Source organism: Thalassococcus arenae, from assembly GCF_019104745.1.
Lineage (GTDB): Bacteria > Pseudomonadota > Alphaproteobacteria > Rhodobacterales > Rhodobacteraceae > Thalassococcus_B > Thalassococcus_B arenae.
On record NZ_JAHRWL010000001.1, the window covers coordinates 886,213 to 904,300 of the forward strand.

At 64.2% G+C, this 18,088-nt stretch carries 21 protein-coding genes and 1 tRNA gene; 12 read left to right on the forward strand and 10 right to left on the reverse strand.

Annotated features, from left to right (window positions below; all coding sequences use genetic code 11):
- Positions 1 to 51: 51 nt before the first annotated feature.
- Complete coding sequence (locus KUH32_RS04445) at positions 52 to 540, reverse strand: hypothetical protein (protein WP_217776853.1); 489 nt, start codon at positions 538 to 540, stop codon at positions 52 to 54.
- A 175-nt stretch (positions 541 to 715) separates the two neighbouring features.
- Here KUH32_RS04445 and KUH32_RS04450 point away from each other — a divergent pair, with 175 nt between their 5' ends.
- Together KUH32_RS04450 and KUH32_RS04455 are read left to right on the forward strand one after the other, a co-directional pair.
- Positions 716 to 1,003, forward strand: coding sequence for a hypothetical protein (locus tag KUH32_RS04450; protein ID WP_217776854.1), 288 nt, complete (start codon positions 716 to 718; stop codon positions 1,001 to 1,003).
- A complete protein-coding gene (locus KUH32_RS04455; protein WP_217776855.1) occupies positions 975 to 1,679 on the forward strand; it encodes a winged helix-turn-helix domain-containing protein in 705 nt (234 codons plus the stop codon). The genes KUH32_RS04450 and KUH32_RS04455 overlap by 29 nt, the downstream gene beginning before the upstream one ends.
- A gap of 4 nt (positions 1,680 to 1,683) precedes the next feature.
- Here the strand turns inward: KUH32_RS04455 and KUH32_RS04460 are convergent, their stop codons facing one another.
- The 3 genes from KUH32_RS04460 to KUH32_RS04470 all read right to left on the reverse strand — a co-directional run bounded on the left by KUH32_RS04460 (position 1,684) and on the right by KUH32_RS04470 (position 2,987).
- Positions 1,684 to 2,346: an alpha/beta hydrolase family protein gene (locus tag KUH32_RS04460; RefSeq protein ID WP_217776856.1), complete on the reverse strand. Its 663-nt coding sequence runs from the start codon at positions 2,344 to 2,346 to the stop codon at positions 1,684 to 1,686.
- Between the two features lie 64 nt (positions 2,347 to 2,410).
- Positions 2,411 to 2,839 (reverse strand): c-type cytochrome, encoded by a 429-nt coding sequence (locus KUH32_RS04465; protein ID WP_217776857.1) that lies wholly within the window; start codon positions 2,837 to 2,839, stop codon positions 2,411 to 2,413.
- A 71-nt stretch (positions 2,840 to 2,910) separates the two neighbouring features.
- A tRNA-Arg gene (locus KUH32_RS04470) sits at positions 2,911 to 2,987 on the reverse strand.
- 131 nt (positions 2,988 to 3,118) lie between these two features.
- Between KUH32_RS04470 and KUH32_RS04475 the strand changes: the two genes are divergently transcribed.
- The 3 genes from KUH32_RS04475 to KUH32_RS04485 all read left to right on the forward strand — a co-directional run bounded on the left by KUH32_RS04475 (position 3,119) and on the right by KUH32_RS04485 (position 6,033).
- Complete coding sequence (locus KUH32_RS04475) at positions 3,119 to 4,144, forward strand: LacI family DNA-binding transcriptional regulator (protein ID WP_217776858.1); 1,026 nt, start codon at positions 3,119 to 3,121, stop codon at positions 4,142 to 4,144.
- Between the two features lie 2 nt (positions 4,145 to 4,146).
- Positions 4,147 to 5,346 (forward strand): winged helix-turn-helix domain-containing protein, encoded by a 1,200-nt coding sequence (locus KUH32_RS04480; RefSeq protein WP_217778291.1) that lies wholly within the window; start codon positions 4,147 to 4,149, stop codon positions 5,344 to 5,346.
- 315 nt (positions 5,347 to 5,661) lie between these two features.
- On the forward strand, positions 5,662 to 6,033 hold the full coding sequence (locus KUH32_RS04485) for a hypothetical protein (RefSeq protein ID WP_217776859.1): 372 nt from the start codon (positions 5,662 to 5,664) through the stop codon (positions 6,031 to 6,033).
- 73 nt (positions 6,034 to 6,106) lie between these two features.
- On the opposite strand, the gene rpsD is transcribed toward KUH32_RS04485, so the two are convergent.
- A complete protein-coding gene (rpsD, locus tag KUH32_RS04490; protein WP_217776860.1) occupies positions 6,107 to 6,727 on the reverse strand; it encodes a 30S ribosomal protein S4 in 621 nt (206 codons plus the stop codon).
- 237 nt (positions 6,728 to 6,964) lie between these two features.
- Between rpsD and KUH32_RS04495 the strand changes: the two genes are divergently transcribed.
- From KUH32_RS04495 to gcvA, 6 genes are all read left to right on the forward strand, one after another.
- A complete protein-coding gene (locus tag KUH32_RS04495; protein WP_348541083.1) occupies positions 6,965 to 7,795 on the forward strand; it encodes an EAL domain-containing protein in 831 nt (276 codons plus the stop codon).
- A gap of 147 nt (positions 7,796 to 7,942) precedes the next feature.
- On the forward strand, positions 7,943 to 9,118 hold the full coding sequence (locus KUH32_RS04500; protein WP_217776862.1) for an acetyl-CoA C-acetyltransferase: 1,176 nt from the start codon (positions 7,943 to 7,945) through the stop codon (positions 9,116 to 9,118).
- Positions 9,119 to 9,288: 170 nt separating this feature from the next.
- Positions 9,289 to 10,011, forward strand: coding sequence for an acetoacetyl-CoA reductase (gene phbB, locus KUH32_RS04505; protein ID WP_217776863.1), 723 nt, complete (start codon positions 9,289 to 9,291; stop codon positions 10,009 to 10,011).
- Between the two features lie 145 nt (positions 10,012 to 10,156).
- Positions 10,157 to 11,086, forward strand: coding sequence for a VOC family protein (locus tag KUH32_RS04510; protein WP_217776864.1), 930 nt, complete (start codon positions 10,157 to 10,159; stop codon positions 11,084 to 11,086).
- Positions 11,079 to 11,678, forward strand: a complete 600-nt coding sequence (locus KUH32_RS04515; protein WP_217776865.1) for an alpha/beta hydrolase — start codon at positions 11,079 to 11,081, stop codon at positions 11,676 to 11,678. The genes KUH32_RS04510 and KUH32_RS04515 overlap by 8 nt, the downstream gene beginning before the upstream one ends.
- 318 nt (positions 11,679 to 11,996) lie before the next feature.
- Entirely contained in the window at positions 11,997 to 12,938 is a 942-nt protein-coding gene (gene gcvA, locus KUH32_RS04520) for a transcriptional regulator GcvA (RefSeq protein ID WP_217776866.1), read from the forward strand.
- 49 nt (positions 12,939 to 12,987) lie between these two features.
- On the opposite strand, the gene KUH32_RS04525 is transcribed toward gcvA, so the two are convergent.
- The 3 genes from KUH32_RS04525 to KUH32_RS04535 form a co-directional block, all read right to left on the reverse strand.
- Positions 12,988 to 13,164: a YdcH family protein gene (locus tag KUH32_RS04525; protein WP_217776867.1), complete on the reverse strand. Its 177-nt coding sequence runs from the start codon at positions 13,162 to 13,164 to the stop codon at positions 12,988 to 12,990.
- 105 nt (positions 13,165 to 13,269) lie between these two features.
- Positions 13,270 to 14,040 (reverse strand): tRNA1(Val) (adenine(37)-N6)-methyltransferase, encoded by a 771-nt coding sequence (locus KUH32_RS04530; protein WP_348541109.1) that lies wholly within the window; start codon positions 14,038 to 14,040, stop codon positions 13,270 to 13,272.
- Positions 14,036 to 14,251: a putative signal transducing protein gene (locus KUH32_RS04535; RefSeq protein ID WP_217776869.1), complete on the reverse strand. Its 216-nt coding sequence runs from the start codon at positions 14,249 to 14,251 to the stop codon at positions 14,036 to 14,038. The genes KUH32_RS04530 and KUH32_RS04535 overlap by 5 nt, the downstream gene beginning before the upstream one ends.
- 55 nt (positions 14,252 to 14,306) lie before the next feature.
- Here KUH32_RS04535 and KUH32_RS04540 point away from each other — a divergent pair, with 55 nt between their 5' ends.
- Positions 14,307 to 15,305, forward strand: coding sequence for a polyprenyl synthetase family protein (locus KUH32_RS04540; protein WP_217776870.1), 999 nt, complete (start codon positions 14,307 to 14,309; stop codon positions 15,303 to 15,305).
- Positions 15,306 to 15,367: 62 nt separating this feature from the next.
- Here the strand turns inward: KUH32_RS04540 and KUH32_RS04545 are convergent, their stop codons facing one another.
- Positions 15,368 to 16,273 carry a 4-(cytidine 5'-diphospho)-2-C-methyl-D-erythritol kinase gene (locus KUH32_RS04545; RefSeq protein ID WP_217776871.1) on the reverse strand — a complete coding sequence of 302 codons (906 nt, stop codon included), beginning with the start codon at positions 16,271 to 16,273 and terminating at the stop codon, positions 15,368 to 15,370.
- Entirely contained in the window at positions 16,260 to 17,930 is a 1,671-nt protein-coding gene (locus KUH32_RS04550; protein WP_217778292.1) for a tetratricopeptide repeat protein, read from the reverse strand. The genes KUH32_RS04545 and KUH32_RS04550 overlap by 14 nt, the downstream gene beginning before the upstream one ends.
- Positions 17,931 to 18,088: the final 158 nt, after the last annotated feature.

An 18,088-nucleotide genomic window follows, 5' to 3' on the forward strand; every position in this document is an offset into this window, starting at 1 on the left:
CCGCGAACGGGCCCTCTTGGTCACTGCTCGGGTTTCCTGCCTGCTGGCAGATCAGTAGCCGGCGACACGGTAGCCCCGGTCGCGCAGACAGCGGACGGCATAGGCCGGGCGCCATTCGCCGCGCAGACGGACATCCATCCGGCAAGCCCCGGGAAGGTTGTCCGCACCGGCGAAATTGCGTTGCAGACAGCGGCGGCCCATCACATAGCGCGTCTTGTTGCTGTCCACCCGGATCAGACAGGCACTGGGCAGCGTCTTGCCCCGATGGGCCTTGTGGCCCTTGTAGCCCTGCTGGCCCCGCGGCACCGCGTGAACACGCGGCACGCTGTTCTTGGAATGCGTGGAATAGACCTTCTTTTTCTTGCGATCGCGGTCGTTGTTGTTGTCCTGGATGACCTTGCCGATGATGAACAAAGTGGTGGCCGCGGCAAGGAAGCGGGCGACATCGTCGGCGTTGGTGTCGGCGCGGGCGGAATTGGCGGAAAACCCGGTGATGGCAATCGCGACGGCGAGCACTCCGGCAATGAAACGGCGGGACATGGCAGTCTCCTTTCAGGATCAGGTTTCTGTGCGACGCCCCGAACCGGAACGCCCATGACCAGATCGTGCGGCCGCCCCCGGAAGAGAGGCAATATCGCCGCCCTGCTATCGGATATCGCCGTCCCTGCGCGGCGTTGTTATTGTCTTTCGCGCCGCCGCGGATCAGTCTGACGGCATGAAACGCTTGCTTCTCATCCTGGTCCTGGGCCTGTTCCTGCCCGCCGGCGCACAAGCCGCCTGCTACCTGGAATACAAGGCCAAGAAGGACGCGCCGTTGCGTCTGCATTACGGAGTGATGCAGATCGACGACGGCGGCTGCCCCGGCGCCAACCGGGCACAAAACATTGCCGAGCGCCGTCTGGACGGCACCGGCTGGACATTGCTGACGGTCGTCGGCCTGTCGGAGCAGCCTCCCTCCGACCAGAAAAGGGCGAATGCCGGTGAATACTTTCTCCGTTACTGAAGCGCTGCGCGCGGGGTCGCGGATCGTGAGTTTCGGCATCGCGGCCATTGTCGGCATACTCGCCGTGGGTGGCGCGGTGCTGTTCCTGACCCTGCCCGACGCCAACGCCTTCAACGCGCGGGTCGAACGGATCTTTGCCGAGAACAACGACCTGTCCGGCCAGGCCGAAGTCAAGCTGCTGGAAATCCTTGCACAATCCGGAACGGCCTTTGCCGATACGCTGACCAGTTACCGGATGGTGATCTTCGTTCTGCTGGTCTTCGCCGCCGCGATGCTGGTGGCGGCGCTGGTCTTTCTGGTCATGCTGGTGACGATGAACCGGCGCATGGCACAAATCGAACGGTCGGGCATCCAGGTCAGTTCGCTCATCATCTCGCGCGAGGAAAACACCGTCTATCTCAACACCACCGGTTTCAAACTGACCGGGGCGATGATGGAAACGCTGGCGGTGCTGGCCGAAGCGCGGATGGATGACGACATCCTTTCCGGCGCCGAGATCGAGGCGGTGATTTCGGGCCGGTCGGCGGCGGATTGCGACGAAGCGGCGGGGGCGACACGGATCAAGCGGCTTCGCGACGGGTTGGGCAACCAGATCGTCAGCGAATTGCTGGTCAAGAACATCGCCCGGCGCGGTTACATGCTGGCCATCGACAAGGACGTGATCGAGGTGATCTGACCGCTTAGGCCGGCCAGTGCACGGGCATCTGCCCGGCTTGCTGCGCCTCGGACACCACGGCGCGGTAATGCGGCATCGAATGGTTGGCCAGCAGGCGCGACCGCGCGGCGCGGCACAGCTGCACCCGGCCCATGTGGTGAAACGCGCCAGGCAAACCGCAGACGATGTCGTCGTCGCGGTTGATACACAGGCACAAACCGTCGTTGCGGATCGCGCCGCGCGCCTTGCGCGGTCTTGGCGCGGCAAAGCCGATGCCCGGCACTGCCCAGCTTTTCGACAGGATCTGCGTGGCTGCGGCGCCGAGCGAATGGCCGATGACATAGACCGGGCGTTCACCGCCTGCCTCGATCCAGTCGTAGATCGCCTTGGCGTGGCGCAGGAACCCCTGGTGCCAGATCGTGCCCGACGCACCGCGCTCGGTGGTGCCGTCGCGCACACTGAAGCGGCGCCCTCCGATCATCAGGACACGCAGGTTGAACTTGAGGTAATCCATTGCGGAATTCGATCCCGGAATGAGCAGAACCCCGTTGTCCAGCAGATGCGCCTGCACATCGCCTTCGTCGAGACTGCGCTTGACGCGCGGCGCCACCGAACGATGCGTCGCGGCGCTGTAGCTTGCTTCGGCCAATTGCGCCGCGGTGGCGATCGGGTAACGGTGTTGCGGCATGGTGACGCCCCGGATGATGCTGTCGTGCCCACAGGATAGCCAAGCGCGCCGTTGCCGTCAGCTGTCAGTTGATCCCGTTCGCCTGCTGCAATTCGCGGATGTAGGCGGTCACCAGCGCAACGTCGGCACGGGTCAGGCCCTCGACCGCTGGCATGTCGCCGAACGGCCAATGGTGTGCCTGGACCCCGACCGATACGGCCCGCTGGAACGATTCATCGGCGTGGTGCGACGGTTCGTAGATCTTGTGCACGAGCGGCGGCGCGACCCCATCCTGCCCCACCGCATGCGGGCCATGGCACGACAGGCAGGCGGTTTCGTAGATCGACCGGCCCAGTTCGGCGTTGTCCGAAAGCGTCGCTGGCAACGCGATTTCGACAAGCGGACCGCCGGGCACGCGGTCGTGGATTCCGTCGCCATCGGGGGACAGGAATAGATAACCGAACACCGCACCGGCACCGACCGCGACTGCCAGGACCAGAAGTTTCTTCAACATGGCGATCATCCCGCATTTTACCTCGATCCGACTAAACGGATACCGGCCAAAAGACCTTGCCTTCGGTCAAGTGGTGATCCCGGCAGGATTCGAACCTGCAACCTGCCCCTTAGGAGGGGGCTGCTCTATCCAGTTGAGCCACGGGACCACTGCGTCGTCCTTAGCGGGTCGGCGCGGGCTTGTCATCCCGCCGCACGTCGCGTTGCAGGATGTCCCGCCATCTTGCACCCGGTCATGTTTACGGTAACACTTTGACAAACCCCGATAAGGAAACCGAACGTGGCCAATGACGATCCCCGCCCGCTGACCCTGCGCGATGTCTCCGAAGCCTCCGGCGTGTCCGAGATGACGGTCAGCCGTGTGCTCCGCAACCGCGGCGATGTCAGTCAATCCACGCGGGAAAAGGTGCTGGAAGCCGCGAAATCGCTGGGCTACGTGCCCAACAAGATCGCCGGCGCTCTTGCCAGCCAGCGGGTCAACCTGGTGGCGGTCATCATCCCGAGCCTGTCGAACATGGTCTTTCCCGAGGTCATGACCGGTATCAGCCGGGTGCTCGAGGAAACCGACCTGCAACCGGTGGTCGGCGTCACCGACTACCTGCCGGAAAAGGAAGAGCGCGTTCTGTACGAGATGCTGTCCTGGCGGCCGTCGGGCGTGATCATCGCCGGGCTCGAGCATTCCGACGCATCCCGCGCGATGCTCAAGGCCAGCGGCATCCCGGTGGTCGAGATCATGGATACCGACGGCACGCCGGTCGATTGTGCGGTCGGCATTTCGCACCGCCGCGCCGGGCGGGAAATGGCCAAGGCGATCCTCAAGCAGGGTTACGAAAAGATCGGATTCATGGGCACCAAGATGCCGCTGGATCATCGGGCACGGAAACGCTTCGAAGGCTTTACCGAAGCGCTGGCCAAGGCCGGGATCGAGATCACCGATCAGGAATTCTATTCCGGCGGTTCGGCGCTGGCCAAGGGCCGCGAGATGACCGAGAAGATGCTCGAACGCGAGCCCGAGCTGGATTTCCTCTATTACTCCAACGACATGATCGCGGCGGGCGGTCTGCTTTATCTGCTGGACAACGGCATCGAGATCCCCGGACAGGTCGGACTGGCCGGTTTCAACGGGGTCGAATTGCTGGACGGATTGCCGCGCAAGCTGGCGACGATGGACGCCTGTCGGACCGAGATCGGAACAAAGGCGGCCCAGATCATCGCCGGTCGCGTCGACGATCCGAAAGCCGCATTCGACCCGATCATCGAGCTGACGCCCACGATCAGTTACGGCGACACGCTCAGACGACGGTGAGCCTGCAGCTTCCGAACCGCGCCGCGCGGCGGCTGTTCCTGCACCGGCACGCTCTGGCCGAGGCGCCCTCGGGTCCGGGCAAGGGTGACGATCTGCTCAACCTGATTACCCGTCTGGGCTTTGTCCAGGTCGACAGTGTGCGCACGGTAGAACGGGCCCACCACATGATCCTGTTCGCGCGCCGTCCGCCCTATCGGCCCAAACACCTCGACCGGCTGCTGCACAAGGATCGCAGCCTGTTCGAACACTGGACGCATGACGCGTCGGTCATTCCGACGGAATTCTATCCGCATTGGCGGGTCCGATTTCGTCGCGACGCCGACGCGCTGCTGCACCGCTGGCGGAAATGGCGGCGCGACGATTTCGAGGCCTGCCTCAACGGCGTGCGCCGGCACATCTCGGAACGCGGCCCCGCTTCTTCGGTGGATGTCGGCGAAGGCGAAGCGCGCAATTCCGGCGGCTGGTGGGATTGGCATCCGTCCAAGACGGCGCTGGAGTTTCTCTGGCTCACGGGTGAACTGGCGGTCTGCCACCGAGAGGGGTTCCGCAAGTATTATGACCTGGCCCACCGCGTGCATCCCGACGCCGCCACAGGGCCCATTCCGCACGAGGCGAACAGCCTGGACTGGCTGAACAACGCCGCGCTGGACCGGCTGGGTTTCGCGACCTCGGGCGAGATTTCGGCCTTTTGGGCAACGGTGACGCGCGCCGAGGCCAAGGACTGGGTCGAAGCCGAGCGCAAGGCCGGTCGGTTGGCTCCGGTTTCCGTGCAAGGGGCGGACGGCAGATGGCGGGCCTGTTTCGCGCGTCCGAACGTGCTGGAACAGGCACAGGCCGCACCGGAGCCACCCCCCCGCCTGCGCGTGCTCAGCCCCTTCGACCCTGCCTTGCGCGATCGCAACCGGGCCGAGCGGTTGTTCGGGTTCCGCTACCGGATCGAGATCTTCACCCCCGCACCCAAGCGCGAATACGGCTATTACGTCTTTCCGCTTCTCGAAGGCGACCGCCTGGTCGGTCGCATCGACATGTCCGGCGACCGCGACACCGGTGCTTTGCGCGTCGATGCATTATGGCCCGAACGTGGCGTGCAATGGGGCAAAGGCCGGCAAGGGCGATTGGAAGCCGAACTGGACCGGGTGGCGCGGTTTGCCGGGCTGACCGGGGTTGCCTGGCGGGAAGACTGGTTGCGCGCACCGAAATGACCGGCCGTGTCAGCCGGGTCGATCACGACGCGTTTCGCGCGGTGTTCGCGACATGGCTGAAAACGAATGTGATCCGGAAATGTCGTTTCGATGCGCCCGGATTGTTTTTCAAGGCAAGGCGGGGGTATTTCCGCGGGATCCGCGCGATCCTTCGACCGGCTGTTTGCCGAACATCCGGCCAGTGCTGTCATGGCCGTGTCATACGAATACGGTACCCGTCTCATTGCGAATGTGACCGCATCCGGAGAAGCAGGAATTCAGCCGATCCGATCACCTTTCCCGTTCGGGATCAAACGATTTGGATGACGTGACGGGGTGGCTTCGGCCACCCCTTTTCGCGCCCGGCGGGCGTCGCGAGCCATGCAAGGATGCCAGACCCGCTATGCCGGAACACCTCTAACAGCGTCCTTCGGAAAGGATTATCTGGGCAGCAATCCCGCGATGCGGGACATCCGAAAAGGCAATTCGACAATGTCACATGCAACAAACCCCACCTGGCGCCAGCCGGGCATTCTTTCGGTCGTGGCGCACGCGATCGGCGATTTCTTCGTGATGATCAGCGAAAGCAACTTCCGCGTTCGCGAAGCGGAAAAACTGAACGCGATGACCGACGCGCAACTGTGTGCGCTTGGCCTGCGCCGCGAAGACATTCCGCGCTTCGTGTTCCGCGATCTTCGCTACGTCTGAACGTCACCGGAAGACGCAAGAAAAAAGGCCGCGCAGAAAGCGCGGCCTTTTCTTTTGGGTGACAGAACCCGGATCAGTTCTGTGCGTAATATTCGATGACCAGGTTCGGTTCCATCATAACCGGGTAGGGCACATCCGAAAGGCCCGGCATGCGGACGAAAGTGGCGGTCATCTTGGAATGGTCGGCGTCGATATAGTCGGGCACGTCCCGCTCGGCCAGTTGGGTCGCTTCGAGAACCGAGGCCAGTTGCTTGGACTTCTCGCGCACCTCGATCACGTCGCCTTCCTTGACACGATAGGACGGGATGTTCACGCGCTGGCCGTTCACCAGGACATGGCCATGGTTCACGAACTGGCGGGCGGCAAACACGGTCGGCACGAACTTGGCGCGGTAGACCACGGCGTCAAGACGGCGCTCGAGCAGGCCGATCAGGATTTCGCCGGTATCGCCGCGCTGACGTTCGGCTTCGGTGTAGATGCGGCGGAACTGCTTTTCGGTCAGGTCGCCATAGTAGCCCTTGAGCTTCTGCTTGGCGCGCAGCTGCAGACCGAAGTCCGACATCTTGCCCTTGCGGCGCTGGCCGTGCTGACCGGGGCCGTATTCGCGGCGGTTCACCGGGGATTTCGGACGACCCCAGATGTTTTCGCCCATCCGGCGGTCGATCTTGTACTTGGCAGAGGTGCGTTTGGTCACCGTCTGATCTCCTTCGTTCAGGTTTCGAAGGGCGTTGTCCTCTTCCCGGATTTGGCCGGAATGACAGGCATCCCCTTGCGGGGGCCACCAACACCAATGAAGGCGCGCTTATACGCGCTTTTGCGGCCCTGTCAACGCGCCGGGGACAAGATCGGAAAAAAGAGAACAAAACACGATCTTTAAGGCGGATTTAAACCCTCGGGCGGCATCAAGGCGATGGTTGCAACGGAGGTAGACGTGGCTGGCCAGAGGCAGATCAGGCGCGACGCGGAGGCGGTCAACGCCCTCGACCATGCGATCCGGCGGCGCGATGCGGACACGGTATCGATGGTACAGCGTGCCGTGGAACATCGCGAAGTCATGCTGGCCTTTCAGCCGGTGGTTCAGGCCAACCGGCCCGATCAGGTCGCATTCCACGAGGCGCTGTTGCGCGTCCTTGACGATACCGGGCGCGTCATTCCCGCGCGCGACTTCATCCACGCCGTCGAGGATACCGAACTTGGTCGCAAACTGGACAGGATCGCCCTTCAACAGGGGATCGAGGAACTGGCGCAAGTGCCCGATCTTCGGCTTTCGATCAACATGTCGGCGCGGTCGATCGGGTTCCAGCCCTGGTTGCGCACATTGAATCGCGGCCTGCAGGAGGACCCGACCATCGCAGAGCGCCTGATCCTAGAGATCACCGAAACCTCGGCGATGCTGGTGCCCGAGCTGGTGGTGCGCTTCATGGCCGATCTGCGCAAGAAAGGCGTGGCCTTTGCCATCGACGATTTCGGATCGGGGCAGACCGCGCTGCGCTATTTCCGCGACTTCAATTTCGACGTGCTCAAGATCGACGGCCAATTCGTGCGCGGTATCGCCGGGAATGCCGACAACCAGGTTCTGGTGCGCGCCATGGCGGCGATCGCCGAACAATTCGACATGTTCACCGTCGCCGAAAAGGTCGAGCGCGCCGCGGATGCCGAATGCCTGGCTGCGCTCGGCATCGATTGCCTTCAAGGCTACTACTTCGCCGCGCCCACGCTGTCGCCGCCCTGGCAAAAGTCGCAAGCCCGCAAATCCGCCTGAAGTCGCGGAAATCCGCCTGAGACACCCTGTCCTGTGTCGCTGCTCTGGCCGCTTGGCTATGACGCAACGGCAATGCGGGGGTTTTTCGGCGGCGCAGCCTGTGCGACGTTGCCCCGGAATGGAATCGTCTGGTGAGGGAAAGAACTCATGACCAATGTCGTCATCGCATCGGCCGCGCGCACAGCCGTCGGCAGCTTCGGGGGGGCGTTCGCGAACACACCCGCCCACGATCTCGGCTCGGCCGTGCTCGAGGCGCTTGTCGCCCGCGCCGGTGTCGACAAGTCCGACGTGTCGGAAACGATCCTCGGCCAGGTTCTGACCGCTGCACAGGGCCAGAACCCTGCCCGCCAGGCCCATATCAACGCCGGCCTGCCACAGGAAAGCGCGGCCTGGAGTATCAACCAGGTCTGCGGATCGGGCCTGCGCGCCGTCGCGCTCGGCGCGCAGCACATCATGCTGGGCGATGCTTCGGTCGTCTGCGCCGGCGGCCAGGAAAACATGACGCTCAGCCCCCATGCCGCAAACCTGCGCGCCGGGCACAAGATGGGCGACATGTCCTATATCGACACGATGATCCGCGACGGCCTGTGGGATGCCTTCAACGGCTACCACATGGGCCAGACGGCAGAGAACGTCGCCGAGAAGTGGCAGATCAGCCGCGAGATGCAGGACGAATTCGCCGTCGCCAGCCAGAACAAGGCCGAGGCCGCGCAAAAGGCCGGCAAGTTCGATGACGAAGTGATCCCCTTCACCGTCAAGACCCGCAAGGGCGACATCGTCGTCGACAAGGACGAATACATCCGCCATGGCGCCACCATCGAAGCCATGCAGAAACTGCGCCCCGCCTTCACCAAGGACGGGTCGGTGACTGCGGCCAACGCATCGGGCCTGAACGACGGCGCCGCCGGTGTGCTGCTGATGTCGGCCGACGATGCCGAAAAGCGCGGGATCGAACCGCTGGCACGGATCGCGTCCTATGCGACAGCGGGCCTGGACCCGTCGATCATGGGTGTCGGGCCGATCTACGCGTCGCGAAAGGCGCTGGAGAAGGCCGGCTGGAAGGTCGATGATCTCGACCTGGTCGAGGCCAACGAGGCCTTCGCCGCGCAGGCCTGTGCGGTGAACAAGGACATGGGCTGGGATCCGGCGATCGTGAACGTCAACGGCGGCGCCATCGCCATCGGCCACCCGATCGGCGCGTCGGGCGCACGCGTGTTGAACACCCTGCTGTTCGAAATGAAGCGCCGGGGCGCCAAGAAGGGCCTCGCCACGCTGTGCATCGGCGGCGGCATGGGCGTCGCGCTGTGCGTCGAGCGGCCGTAACCGCGGGGGATGCGGATCACCGGGGCGCCCTTTCCGGCGCCCCGTTTTCTTTGAAGGCCCGTGCGCAAACCCGCGCAGACAGAATCAGCGCAACGCCGAAACATAATTGCGCAACCTAAATCTCAACGGTAACAAAGTTACCAATGCAGAAGCCAAGACTGGAGGACACCATGGCAAGAGTGGCACTCGTGACCGGCGGCAGCCGGGGGATCGGTGAAGCGATCTCGAAAAAACTGAAAGCGGAAGGCTACGAGGTGGCCGCCACCTATGCCGGCAACGACGAGAAGGCCGCCGCCTTCACCAAGGAAACCGGCATCAAGACCTACAAGTGGAATGTCGGCGACTACGAGGAATCGAAGGCCGGCATCGCCAAGGTCGAAGCCGATCTGGGCCCGATCGACGTTGTCGTCGCCAATGCCGGGATCACCCGCGACGCACCGTTCCACAAGATGACGCCCGAGCAATGGAAAGAAGTGATCGACACCAACCTCACCGGCGTCTTCAACACCGTCCATCCCGTCTGGCCCGGCATGCGCGAACGCAAGTTCGGCCGGGTCATCGTGATCAGCTCGATCAACGGCCAGAAGGGCCAGTTCGGCCAGGTCAACTATGCCGCCACCAAGGCCGGCGACCTGGGCATCGTGAAATCGCTGGCCCAGGAAGGCGCGCGCGCCGGCATCACCGCCAACGCGATCTGCCCGGGCTACATCGCGACCGAGATGGTCATGGCCATCCCCGAAGAGGTGCGCGCCAAGATCGTCGCCGGCATACCCGCCGGCCGCCTGGGCGAGCCCGAGGAAATCGCCCGCTGCGTGGCCTTTCTGGCCTCGGACGATGCGGGATTCATCAACGGTTCGACGATTTCGGCAAACGGCGCTCAGTTCTTCGTCTGAGATCCCCTGCCATCGACGTCCAACGCCCCGGCCCAAGCGCCGGGGCGTTTGCGTTTCTGTGCATCGATGCACGAACCCGGCGCGGTCAGGCGCGTTTTTCCATTCCAATGCCGCCTATATCAGCACCAGCACAAGGAGAGATGCCATGCTTACCCAGATCAACGGGCTGCATCACGTGACGTCGCTGGCCAGCGGCGCACAAGCCAACAACGATTTCTTCACCAAGGTGCTGGGGCTGCGCCGCGTCAAGAAGACGGTCAATTTCGACGCGCCGGATGTCTATCACCTGTATTACGGCGACGCGGCTGGCACGCCCGGCACCGTGATGACCTATTTCCCCTTCCCGGGCGCCAAACGGGGACGGTCGGGCACCGGCGAGGTCTCGACCACCGCGTTTTCCGTGCCCGCGGGCGCGCTGGAATACTGGCAGGACCGGCTTGCCGAACATAACGTCGCCGGGCTGGAACACCGCGACCGGTTCGGACAGGCGCAACTGGCGTTTCGCGGCCCCGACGGCGATGGGTTCGTTCTGGTCGAATCCGAAGACCGGCGCCATCCCTGGGCTGCGACGGTGCCCGAAGACGTGGCCATCCGCGGCTTTCATTCGACGGAACTGCGGCTTGACCCGCGCGGCGCCGATGCAAGCGCCGAGTTGCTGCGTTTCATGGGGTACGAGGCCGAGGGCAGACAGGGCAACGTGATGCGTTTCCGCGTGCCGGGCGGCAACGCCGCCGACGCCATCGACATCGCCCGCACCGATGCCGCGCCGGCCGGTCAGGGGGCGGGCAGCGTGCACCACATCGCCTTTTCGGTGACGAACCGCGCCGCACAGCTGGACGTGCGCAAGGCGTTGCTGGACACCGGCTATCAGGTCACCCCGGTGATCGACCGCGACTACTTCTGGGCGATCTATTTCCGCTCACCCGGCGGGGTCCTGTTCGAGGTGGCCACGGACGAACCCGGCTTCGACCGCGACGAGGACAGCGGACATCTGGGCGAAGCGCTGAAATTGCCCGGCCAGCACGAGCATCTGCGGGCCCGGATTGAACAGTTGCTGGAGCCGATCCGTGACTGACTACCATTTTGCGGAGACGCAGGGGGCGCCCGGCGCGCCCCTTGTCTTCACGTTTCACGGAACCGGCGGATCCGAGCGGCAGTTCCACGACCTGCCGCGCCAGATCCTGCCCGAGGCGCATGTGGTATCGCCGCGCGGCGACGTGTCGGAAGGTGGCGCGCTACGGTTCTTCCGCCGCACCGGCGAAGGGGTCTACGACATGCCGGATCTTGCCGACCGGACGGCGCGCATGGGTGCGTTCCTGCGATCGGCGGTGTCCCGGATCGGCGCACGGCGTGTGATCGGGCTTGGCTATTCGAACGGTGCGAACATCCTTGCTTCGGTGGCGATGGACAGGCCCGACCTGTTCACCGACCTGATCCTGCTGCACCCGCTGATCCCGTGGACGCCGGAGCCAGTGCCTGCGCTCAGGAACGTGCGTGTCCTGATCACCGCGGGGCAACGCGACCCGATCTGCCCCGCCCCCCAGACCCAGGCGCTGGCGGACTGGTTCGCCAAGCAGGGTGCGCGCGTCGATCTGACCTGGCATCCCGGCGGGCACGAAATCGCCCAGGCGGAGGTGGTGGCACTGCAACAGGCCCTGGCCGGCTGAACGAAAACGCCCCCGGAGCCAGAACAGGTTCGGGGGCGTTTCGGTATCTCGCGGTCCGATCGTCGGGCGGCAAACGCCGCCTGCGGTCAGCGACGCGCGAAAAGGCTGTGCCAGAGATCGGCAAAGGCCTGGCCGCGGGCGGCATGGGCCGCGCGGATGGCGTCACGTTGGCGAGCGGTGCTGGCTGTCTCGAACATGGTGGTCTCCTGGGATGCGAAGGTTGGATCAGGTTGTCTTTCCTGAACTCAATATGTGCGTTTTCATTTCAGTTCACAAACGAGACTTCTCACCAGATCAGTTAAATGATACTTAAGTCAAATGAGTGATCGCCTGCCGCCGCTGACCGCCTTGCGCGCCTTCGATGCCGCCGCCCGAAAGATGTCGTTTGCCAAGGCGGCGGAGGAATTGAATGTCACGCCCGCTGCGCTGTCCTTTCAGATAAAAAGCCTTGAAGAGCATCTGGGTCAGCCGGTCTTTCGCCGCCTGAACCGCGCGGTCGAACTGACCGAGGCGGGCCGCGTTCTGGCCCCCGGCTGCGCCGAAGGATTCGAAGCGCTTGCCCGCGTCTGGCGTGCCGCGCGACGCTTGCAGGATACGCGCGGGTTGACGGTGACGGCGGGACCGGCCTTTACCGCGAAATGGCTGGCGCCGCGGTTGTATCACTTCGCCCAAAGCCATCCAGAAATCGAATTGCGCTTCGCGGCCACGCTGCGGCGGCTGGATTTCGCCCGCGACGGTATCGACGTGGCGATCCGCTATGGCTACGGCCCGGATGATGGGTTGCATGTGGAATACATCCTGCCCGAGGCAATCATGCCGATGATGCGGCCGGACCTTGCCACGCGCTATCGCGATCCGCGCGAATTGGCCGACGCACCGCTGTTTTTCGACGATTCCATCGAATTCCTCGATCCGCCGGCGACATGGCCGGTCTGGTTCCGCGCCAACGGGATCGACTGTGACCCGCACCCTGCGGCGCGGTTTTCGCAGGCTGACCATGCGCTGGACGCGACGATGGCAGGCGGCGGCGTTGTTCTGACGCGTTCATCCCTGGCGCTGCCCTATCTGGCCTCGGGGCAGTTGGCCGCGCCTTTCGACATCGCGCTCACCACGGCGGCCCGGTTCCGGTTTCTTTGCCCGAAAGGCCATGAAACGCGGCCCCAGATCGCCACGTTCCGCGATTGGCTGATGCAGGAAACAGGCGCCTACCCGGACGTGCTGAGCGGCAAGACGTTGATCAATGTGGCGGACCTGCCCTAGCAGGGGCAAGCCCGCCGAATGGTCCGCCTGACGCCGCGGACGGGCGGTTTCAGGTTGCCGGTTGCGCCGACAGTCGCGTGATTTCTTCCTTGATCCTGAGCTTCTGCTTCTTGAGTTCCGCGATGTGCAGGTCGTCTACCCCCGGGGCGCGCTGCGCCTTTTCAACGGCCTCCGATAGCGAGGCATGCTTTTTCTTCAGCTCCTGCAGGTGCGAAGTGACGCTCATGGATTCCTCCTGTTGATGGGTTGGATCCGTAGTGCAGCACATCGCGGGCCGTCTGTCACGCTGCGAGCGCAGCATGGGCCCGCGCGAAATAGCTCAAGTCTTTCGTTATGCCGTCGGAAAGGGCAACGCGGCGCCGTCGCGCAGGATGGCCGAAACCTGCGGCGTGTAGTGGTCGGCATCGCCGGGATGCGCGTTGCCGCGGTGCAGAACAACGGGTGCGCACAGGCGAAAGGCCGCCTTTCCGCCCTTGCGCCCGCGCAGCAGCACCAGCCTTGCGGCGCGGTGCGCCCGCGGGACCAAAGGCAGGCATTCGACAGAGCCCAGATGCGTCGTCATCGCGGCCAGCAGGTCTGGCAGGCGCTCGGCGCGTTGAATGACCGTGGCAAATCCACCCGGCGCCAGCCGCCTGGCCGCGACCGCGATCCAGTCCGACAGCGGGGTTCTTCCGGCGCGCGCGATCTCGCGACCCGCATCCTCGGAACCGATTCGCGAACCGGGGCCGAAATAGGGCGGGTTGGCCAGGACATGATCGAAGGTCGCGCTGCGCAACGGATCGGGCAGATCGACGATGTCGGCGCAAACCACCTGCGCGTCGAACCCGTGGTCCGCCAGATTGCGCCGGGCCAGATCCGCATAGGCGGGCTGGATCTCGACTCCGGTCAGCGAAAGCCCCGGCACCCGCGCAGCAAGGCAGGACAGGGCCGGGCCCGCACCGCAGCCCAGTTCCAGCACACACTGTCCAGGCCTGGCCATCACCGATGCCGCCAGAAGAACAGGGTCGACACCGGCGCGGTACCCGTCGCGTGGCTGCCGGATCGTGACCTTGCCACCAAGAAAGGCATCGCATGTCAGTTCGGCCTCGACGAAGGGCTCAATCCTCAAACCGCACTCCGTATTCGCGCAAGACCCGGCGCGCGGCCTGGAGTTCATCGGCGCGCACCATCAGCCGCCGCGGCAAGATGCCGATGCTGCCCTCGAGCACGCTCATGTTTACGTCCAGCTCGAAGCTCATTATACCCGCGTCGTCGAGAAGGGTTTTCGCCAGCGGGATCAGGGTTATGTCGTTGGTGCGCAAAAGCTCTTCCATGGCGGGGATGTAAGGACAACCAACGCGGGTTGTCGAGCCTTGTGACGGGGGTGTGATGAGCCTGGATCAACCGGCTTCAAAGCCGCATGAACGGCTTGCGGCGGCGCTGCAGGATGACCTGGCCGGCGTCAACGCGCTGATCCGCGACCGCATGGCGTCGCGCCACGCGCCGCGCATACCCGAGGTCACGGCGCATCTGGTCGAAGCCGGGGGCAAGCGGCTGCGCCCGATGCTGACCCTGGCCAGTGCACGGCTTTGCGGCTACGAAGGCCCGTATCACGTACACCTGGCCGCGACGGTGGAATTCATCCACACCGCGACGCTGTTGCATGACGACGTGGTCGACGAAAGCCAGAAACGCCGCGGGCGGCCCACGGCGAACCTGCTGTGGGACAACAAGTCGAGCGTGCTGGTGGGCGATTACCTGTTCGCGCGGTCCTTCCAGCTGATGACCGAGACCGGCAATATCCGCGTGTTGCGCATCCTGTCGGACGCCGCCGCCACGATCGCCGAGGGCGAGGTCCTGCAGATGACCGCGGCGCAGGATCTGGCCACGGACGAGGCCGTCTATCTGCAAGTGGTGCGCGGCAAGACCGCCGCACTGTTTTCCGCCGCGACCGAGGTGGGCGGTGTCATCGCAGGGCGGCCCGAAGCCGAGGTCAAGGCGCTGTTCGACTATGGCGACGCGTTGGGCATTGCCTTCCAGATCGTCGACGATCTGCTGGATTACTGGGGGTCGGACGCCACCGGCAAGAATGTCGGCGACGATTTCCGCGAACGCAAGCTGACCCTGCCGGTCATCAAGGCGGTGGCCAAAGCGGATGCCGAAGAACGCGCCTTCTGGTCGCGGGTGATCGAAAAGGGCGACCAAGGCGAGGGCGATCTGGACCACGCCATCGCCTTGCTGAACAAGCACGACACGCTGGAAGCGACGCGGCAGGATGCGCTGGCCTGGTCGGCCAAGGCCAAGTCGGCGATGCTCAGCCTGCCGCAAAGCGATCTGCGCGACATGCTGGTCGACCTCAACGATTACGTGGTGGCGCGGGTCAGCTAGCGGGAAAGCCCGTGGATGAAATGTGTCGCCCGGTTCTTTCGGACTGCGACAAGGACGGATGTTCAGCAGTCGCGCGGAACAGCGGCACGCATCTGATCACCCAGCAAACAACCCGCTTTCCACCATTCTGGCCGGATCTTGTGCAGCTCATACGTGGCTGCCTTCGCCGCCTCTTCGGTTTCAAACAGACCGAAACAGGTCGCTCCTGATCCGGACATGCGCGCCAATCTGCACCCGGGCAAGGCGGAAAGAACAGAGAGGACCTCTGCTATTCCCGGCTCGACACACAAGGCTGCGTCTTGCAGATCGTTGCGCTGGACCGAAAGCCAGTCGATCAAATCGCCGACATCGAAGAATTCGGGTAGGGCCGCGGGCATTGGTGGATTGTCGCGCAGTTTCAGCGCCTTGAACACAGAGGGCGTCGACACCGGCAGGCGGGGGTTTGCAAGCAAGGCCGGCAAACTGGGCAGGTCAACCGGGATCAGTTTGTCGCCGACGCCCTGCACACGCATCGGGCTTGAATGAACGCACATGGGAATGTCCGCGCCAAGCGTCAGCAGGTTGTTCATCTCTGCTTGAAGCCAGGGCTCCGGCGCGTCGGCCAACCAGTGGAACACGTCGCCTTTCAAGTAGGTCATCCCACGCCAAGCGGCGGCAGCATCCGCTGAGCCTCCACCGATCCCCGAAGCGGACGGCAGGTTTTTTTCCAGCACCAGCGCGGCACCCTCGAACGGCACCAAAGCGGCCGCGCGCAATGCCAGATTTCGCATGTCAGACGGAACCCCCTGCGACTCGGGGCCCTCGACCGTCAACGAAAGTGAGTTGGCGGGCACGGCGATAAAAAGCCGGTCCCCGACAGAGGCAAATGTCACCAGCGAGTCCAGCAGGTGATAGCCGTCCGCCCGCTGGCCGGTGACGTGAAGCGTCAGGTTGATCTTGGCCGGAGCAAAGACCTCAATTCTGGCCATTGGCCAACTTGAGCGGCGGCGCGCCTTCTTCGGCCAGCACGACATCGAGCCCGACCGCCAGCTTGCGGCGGATGCGCTCGGGATCGAGCTCCTCGGACGCGTCTTCCCAATCGACGAAGCTGAGTGCGCGTTTCCACTGGAATTCCGCCTCGAGTGTGCGCCCCACGGCCCAGTAGACATCGCCCAGATGGTCGTTGACCACCGGGTCGATGGGCATCAGTTCGGCGGCGCGTTCCATATGGACGACCGCCTCGTCATAGCGGCCAAGCCGGTAGAGCACCCATCCCAGGCTGTCGACGATGTAGCCGCTGTTGGGTTGCGCGGCGACGGCGCGTTCGATCATGTCCAGCGCCTCGTCCAGCTTGGTCTGCTTCTCCACCAGCGAATAGCCGAGATAGTTCAGCACCTGCGGCTGGTCGGGGTTGAGTTCAAGCGCCTTGCGGAAATCGGCTTCGGCCTGGTCCCACAGGCCCTGGCGTTCATAGGAAATCGCGCGGGCATAGAGCAGGAACCATTGCCGTTCGCCGGGTTCGTCGAACAAGGCCAGCGCGCGGCTATAGGCCTCTGCGGCTTCGGCATAGCGATCTTGCTGGCGCATGATGTCGCCCAGCGTCGATTGGACAACGGCCAAGTCGCCGTGGGTTTCGGCCAATTGTTCAAGCACCTCGACGGCGGCATCCACCTTGTCCTGCGCGCGCAGCGCGCCGGCCCGGCCCAGTTCGGCGGCGTGGAAGGAAGGATCGTCGCGCGGGACGCGTTTGTAGGCCGCGACGGCCAGGTCGTGCTGTCCGAGCTTTTCCAGCAATTCCGCGGTCAGCAGCAAGGCGTCGACATGATCGGGGCGGAGGTGTTCCGCAAGGCGGGCGTAAAGCAGGGTGTAGTCGTCGTCGCTTTCATTCGAGAGCGCTCCGGCCAGCGTGTAGAAGACTTCGGCCATGCCGTCGCGGGCCGAACGGATATGGCTGAAGGGCAGCTTGCCTCCGGCATCGAGCGCGGCGCGCATGGCGGCGAGTTCCGGGTCGAGATCCTGGCCGAACGACCGGTCGATCAGCGTGACTGCGTCGGTGGCGCGGTCGAGCTGGCTCAGGATTTCGGCGCGGGCCATCACGCCCCGCCGGGTCAGCGACATGCCGCCGGCCTCATCCGCGGCGAACAAGGCCTCGGCGCTTTCGAAATCCCCGACCGATGCCAGCGCCATCGCCTTGTGATAGGCGGCAAACGGTCCGAGGCCCTGCAACTTGCCGACTTCGTCAAAGGCGACCACGGCGGCGCCCATGTCGCCCTGCCCCAGTTGCGCCCAGGCGTCGATCAGCCCATCGGCGAGCGGCCCCAATCCGCGTACATCCTTGATCGCGGCCGACACCGCTGCGTATTTCTCTTCCTTGGCGTCCCGCACGACGAGCGCCATGTTCGCGAGCTGGCTGGAAAACCCTTCGAGAACCAGCTTGTCCGCCAGCGCGGCGGCGCGGTCGAGATCGCCCAAGGACACGTTCGCCAGGATCGCCCGTTCGAGCAGTTCGGGGTTTTCCGGATCGAACAGGATCGCCCGTCCGTAGTATTCGGCCGCTGCCTTGTAGTCGCCCATGATCGCCGCCTGGCGCGCGGCAAGGTAGTCACCTGCAAGACCATTCGCGGAAACCCCGGCCGGGATCGCCATGATCACGACCAGCGCCGCACTGCCCAGAACCTTCGCGATGGATGTCACCCTGTTTCTCCGCGCTGATGGTTGTTCGCGTCACCCTAGTGCCGAACCCACACACTGACAATTGTCTCGTCCGCGGCCCCGGGATGACAAGCGCGTGTATGCCGCGGTGA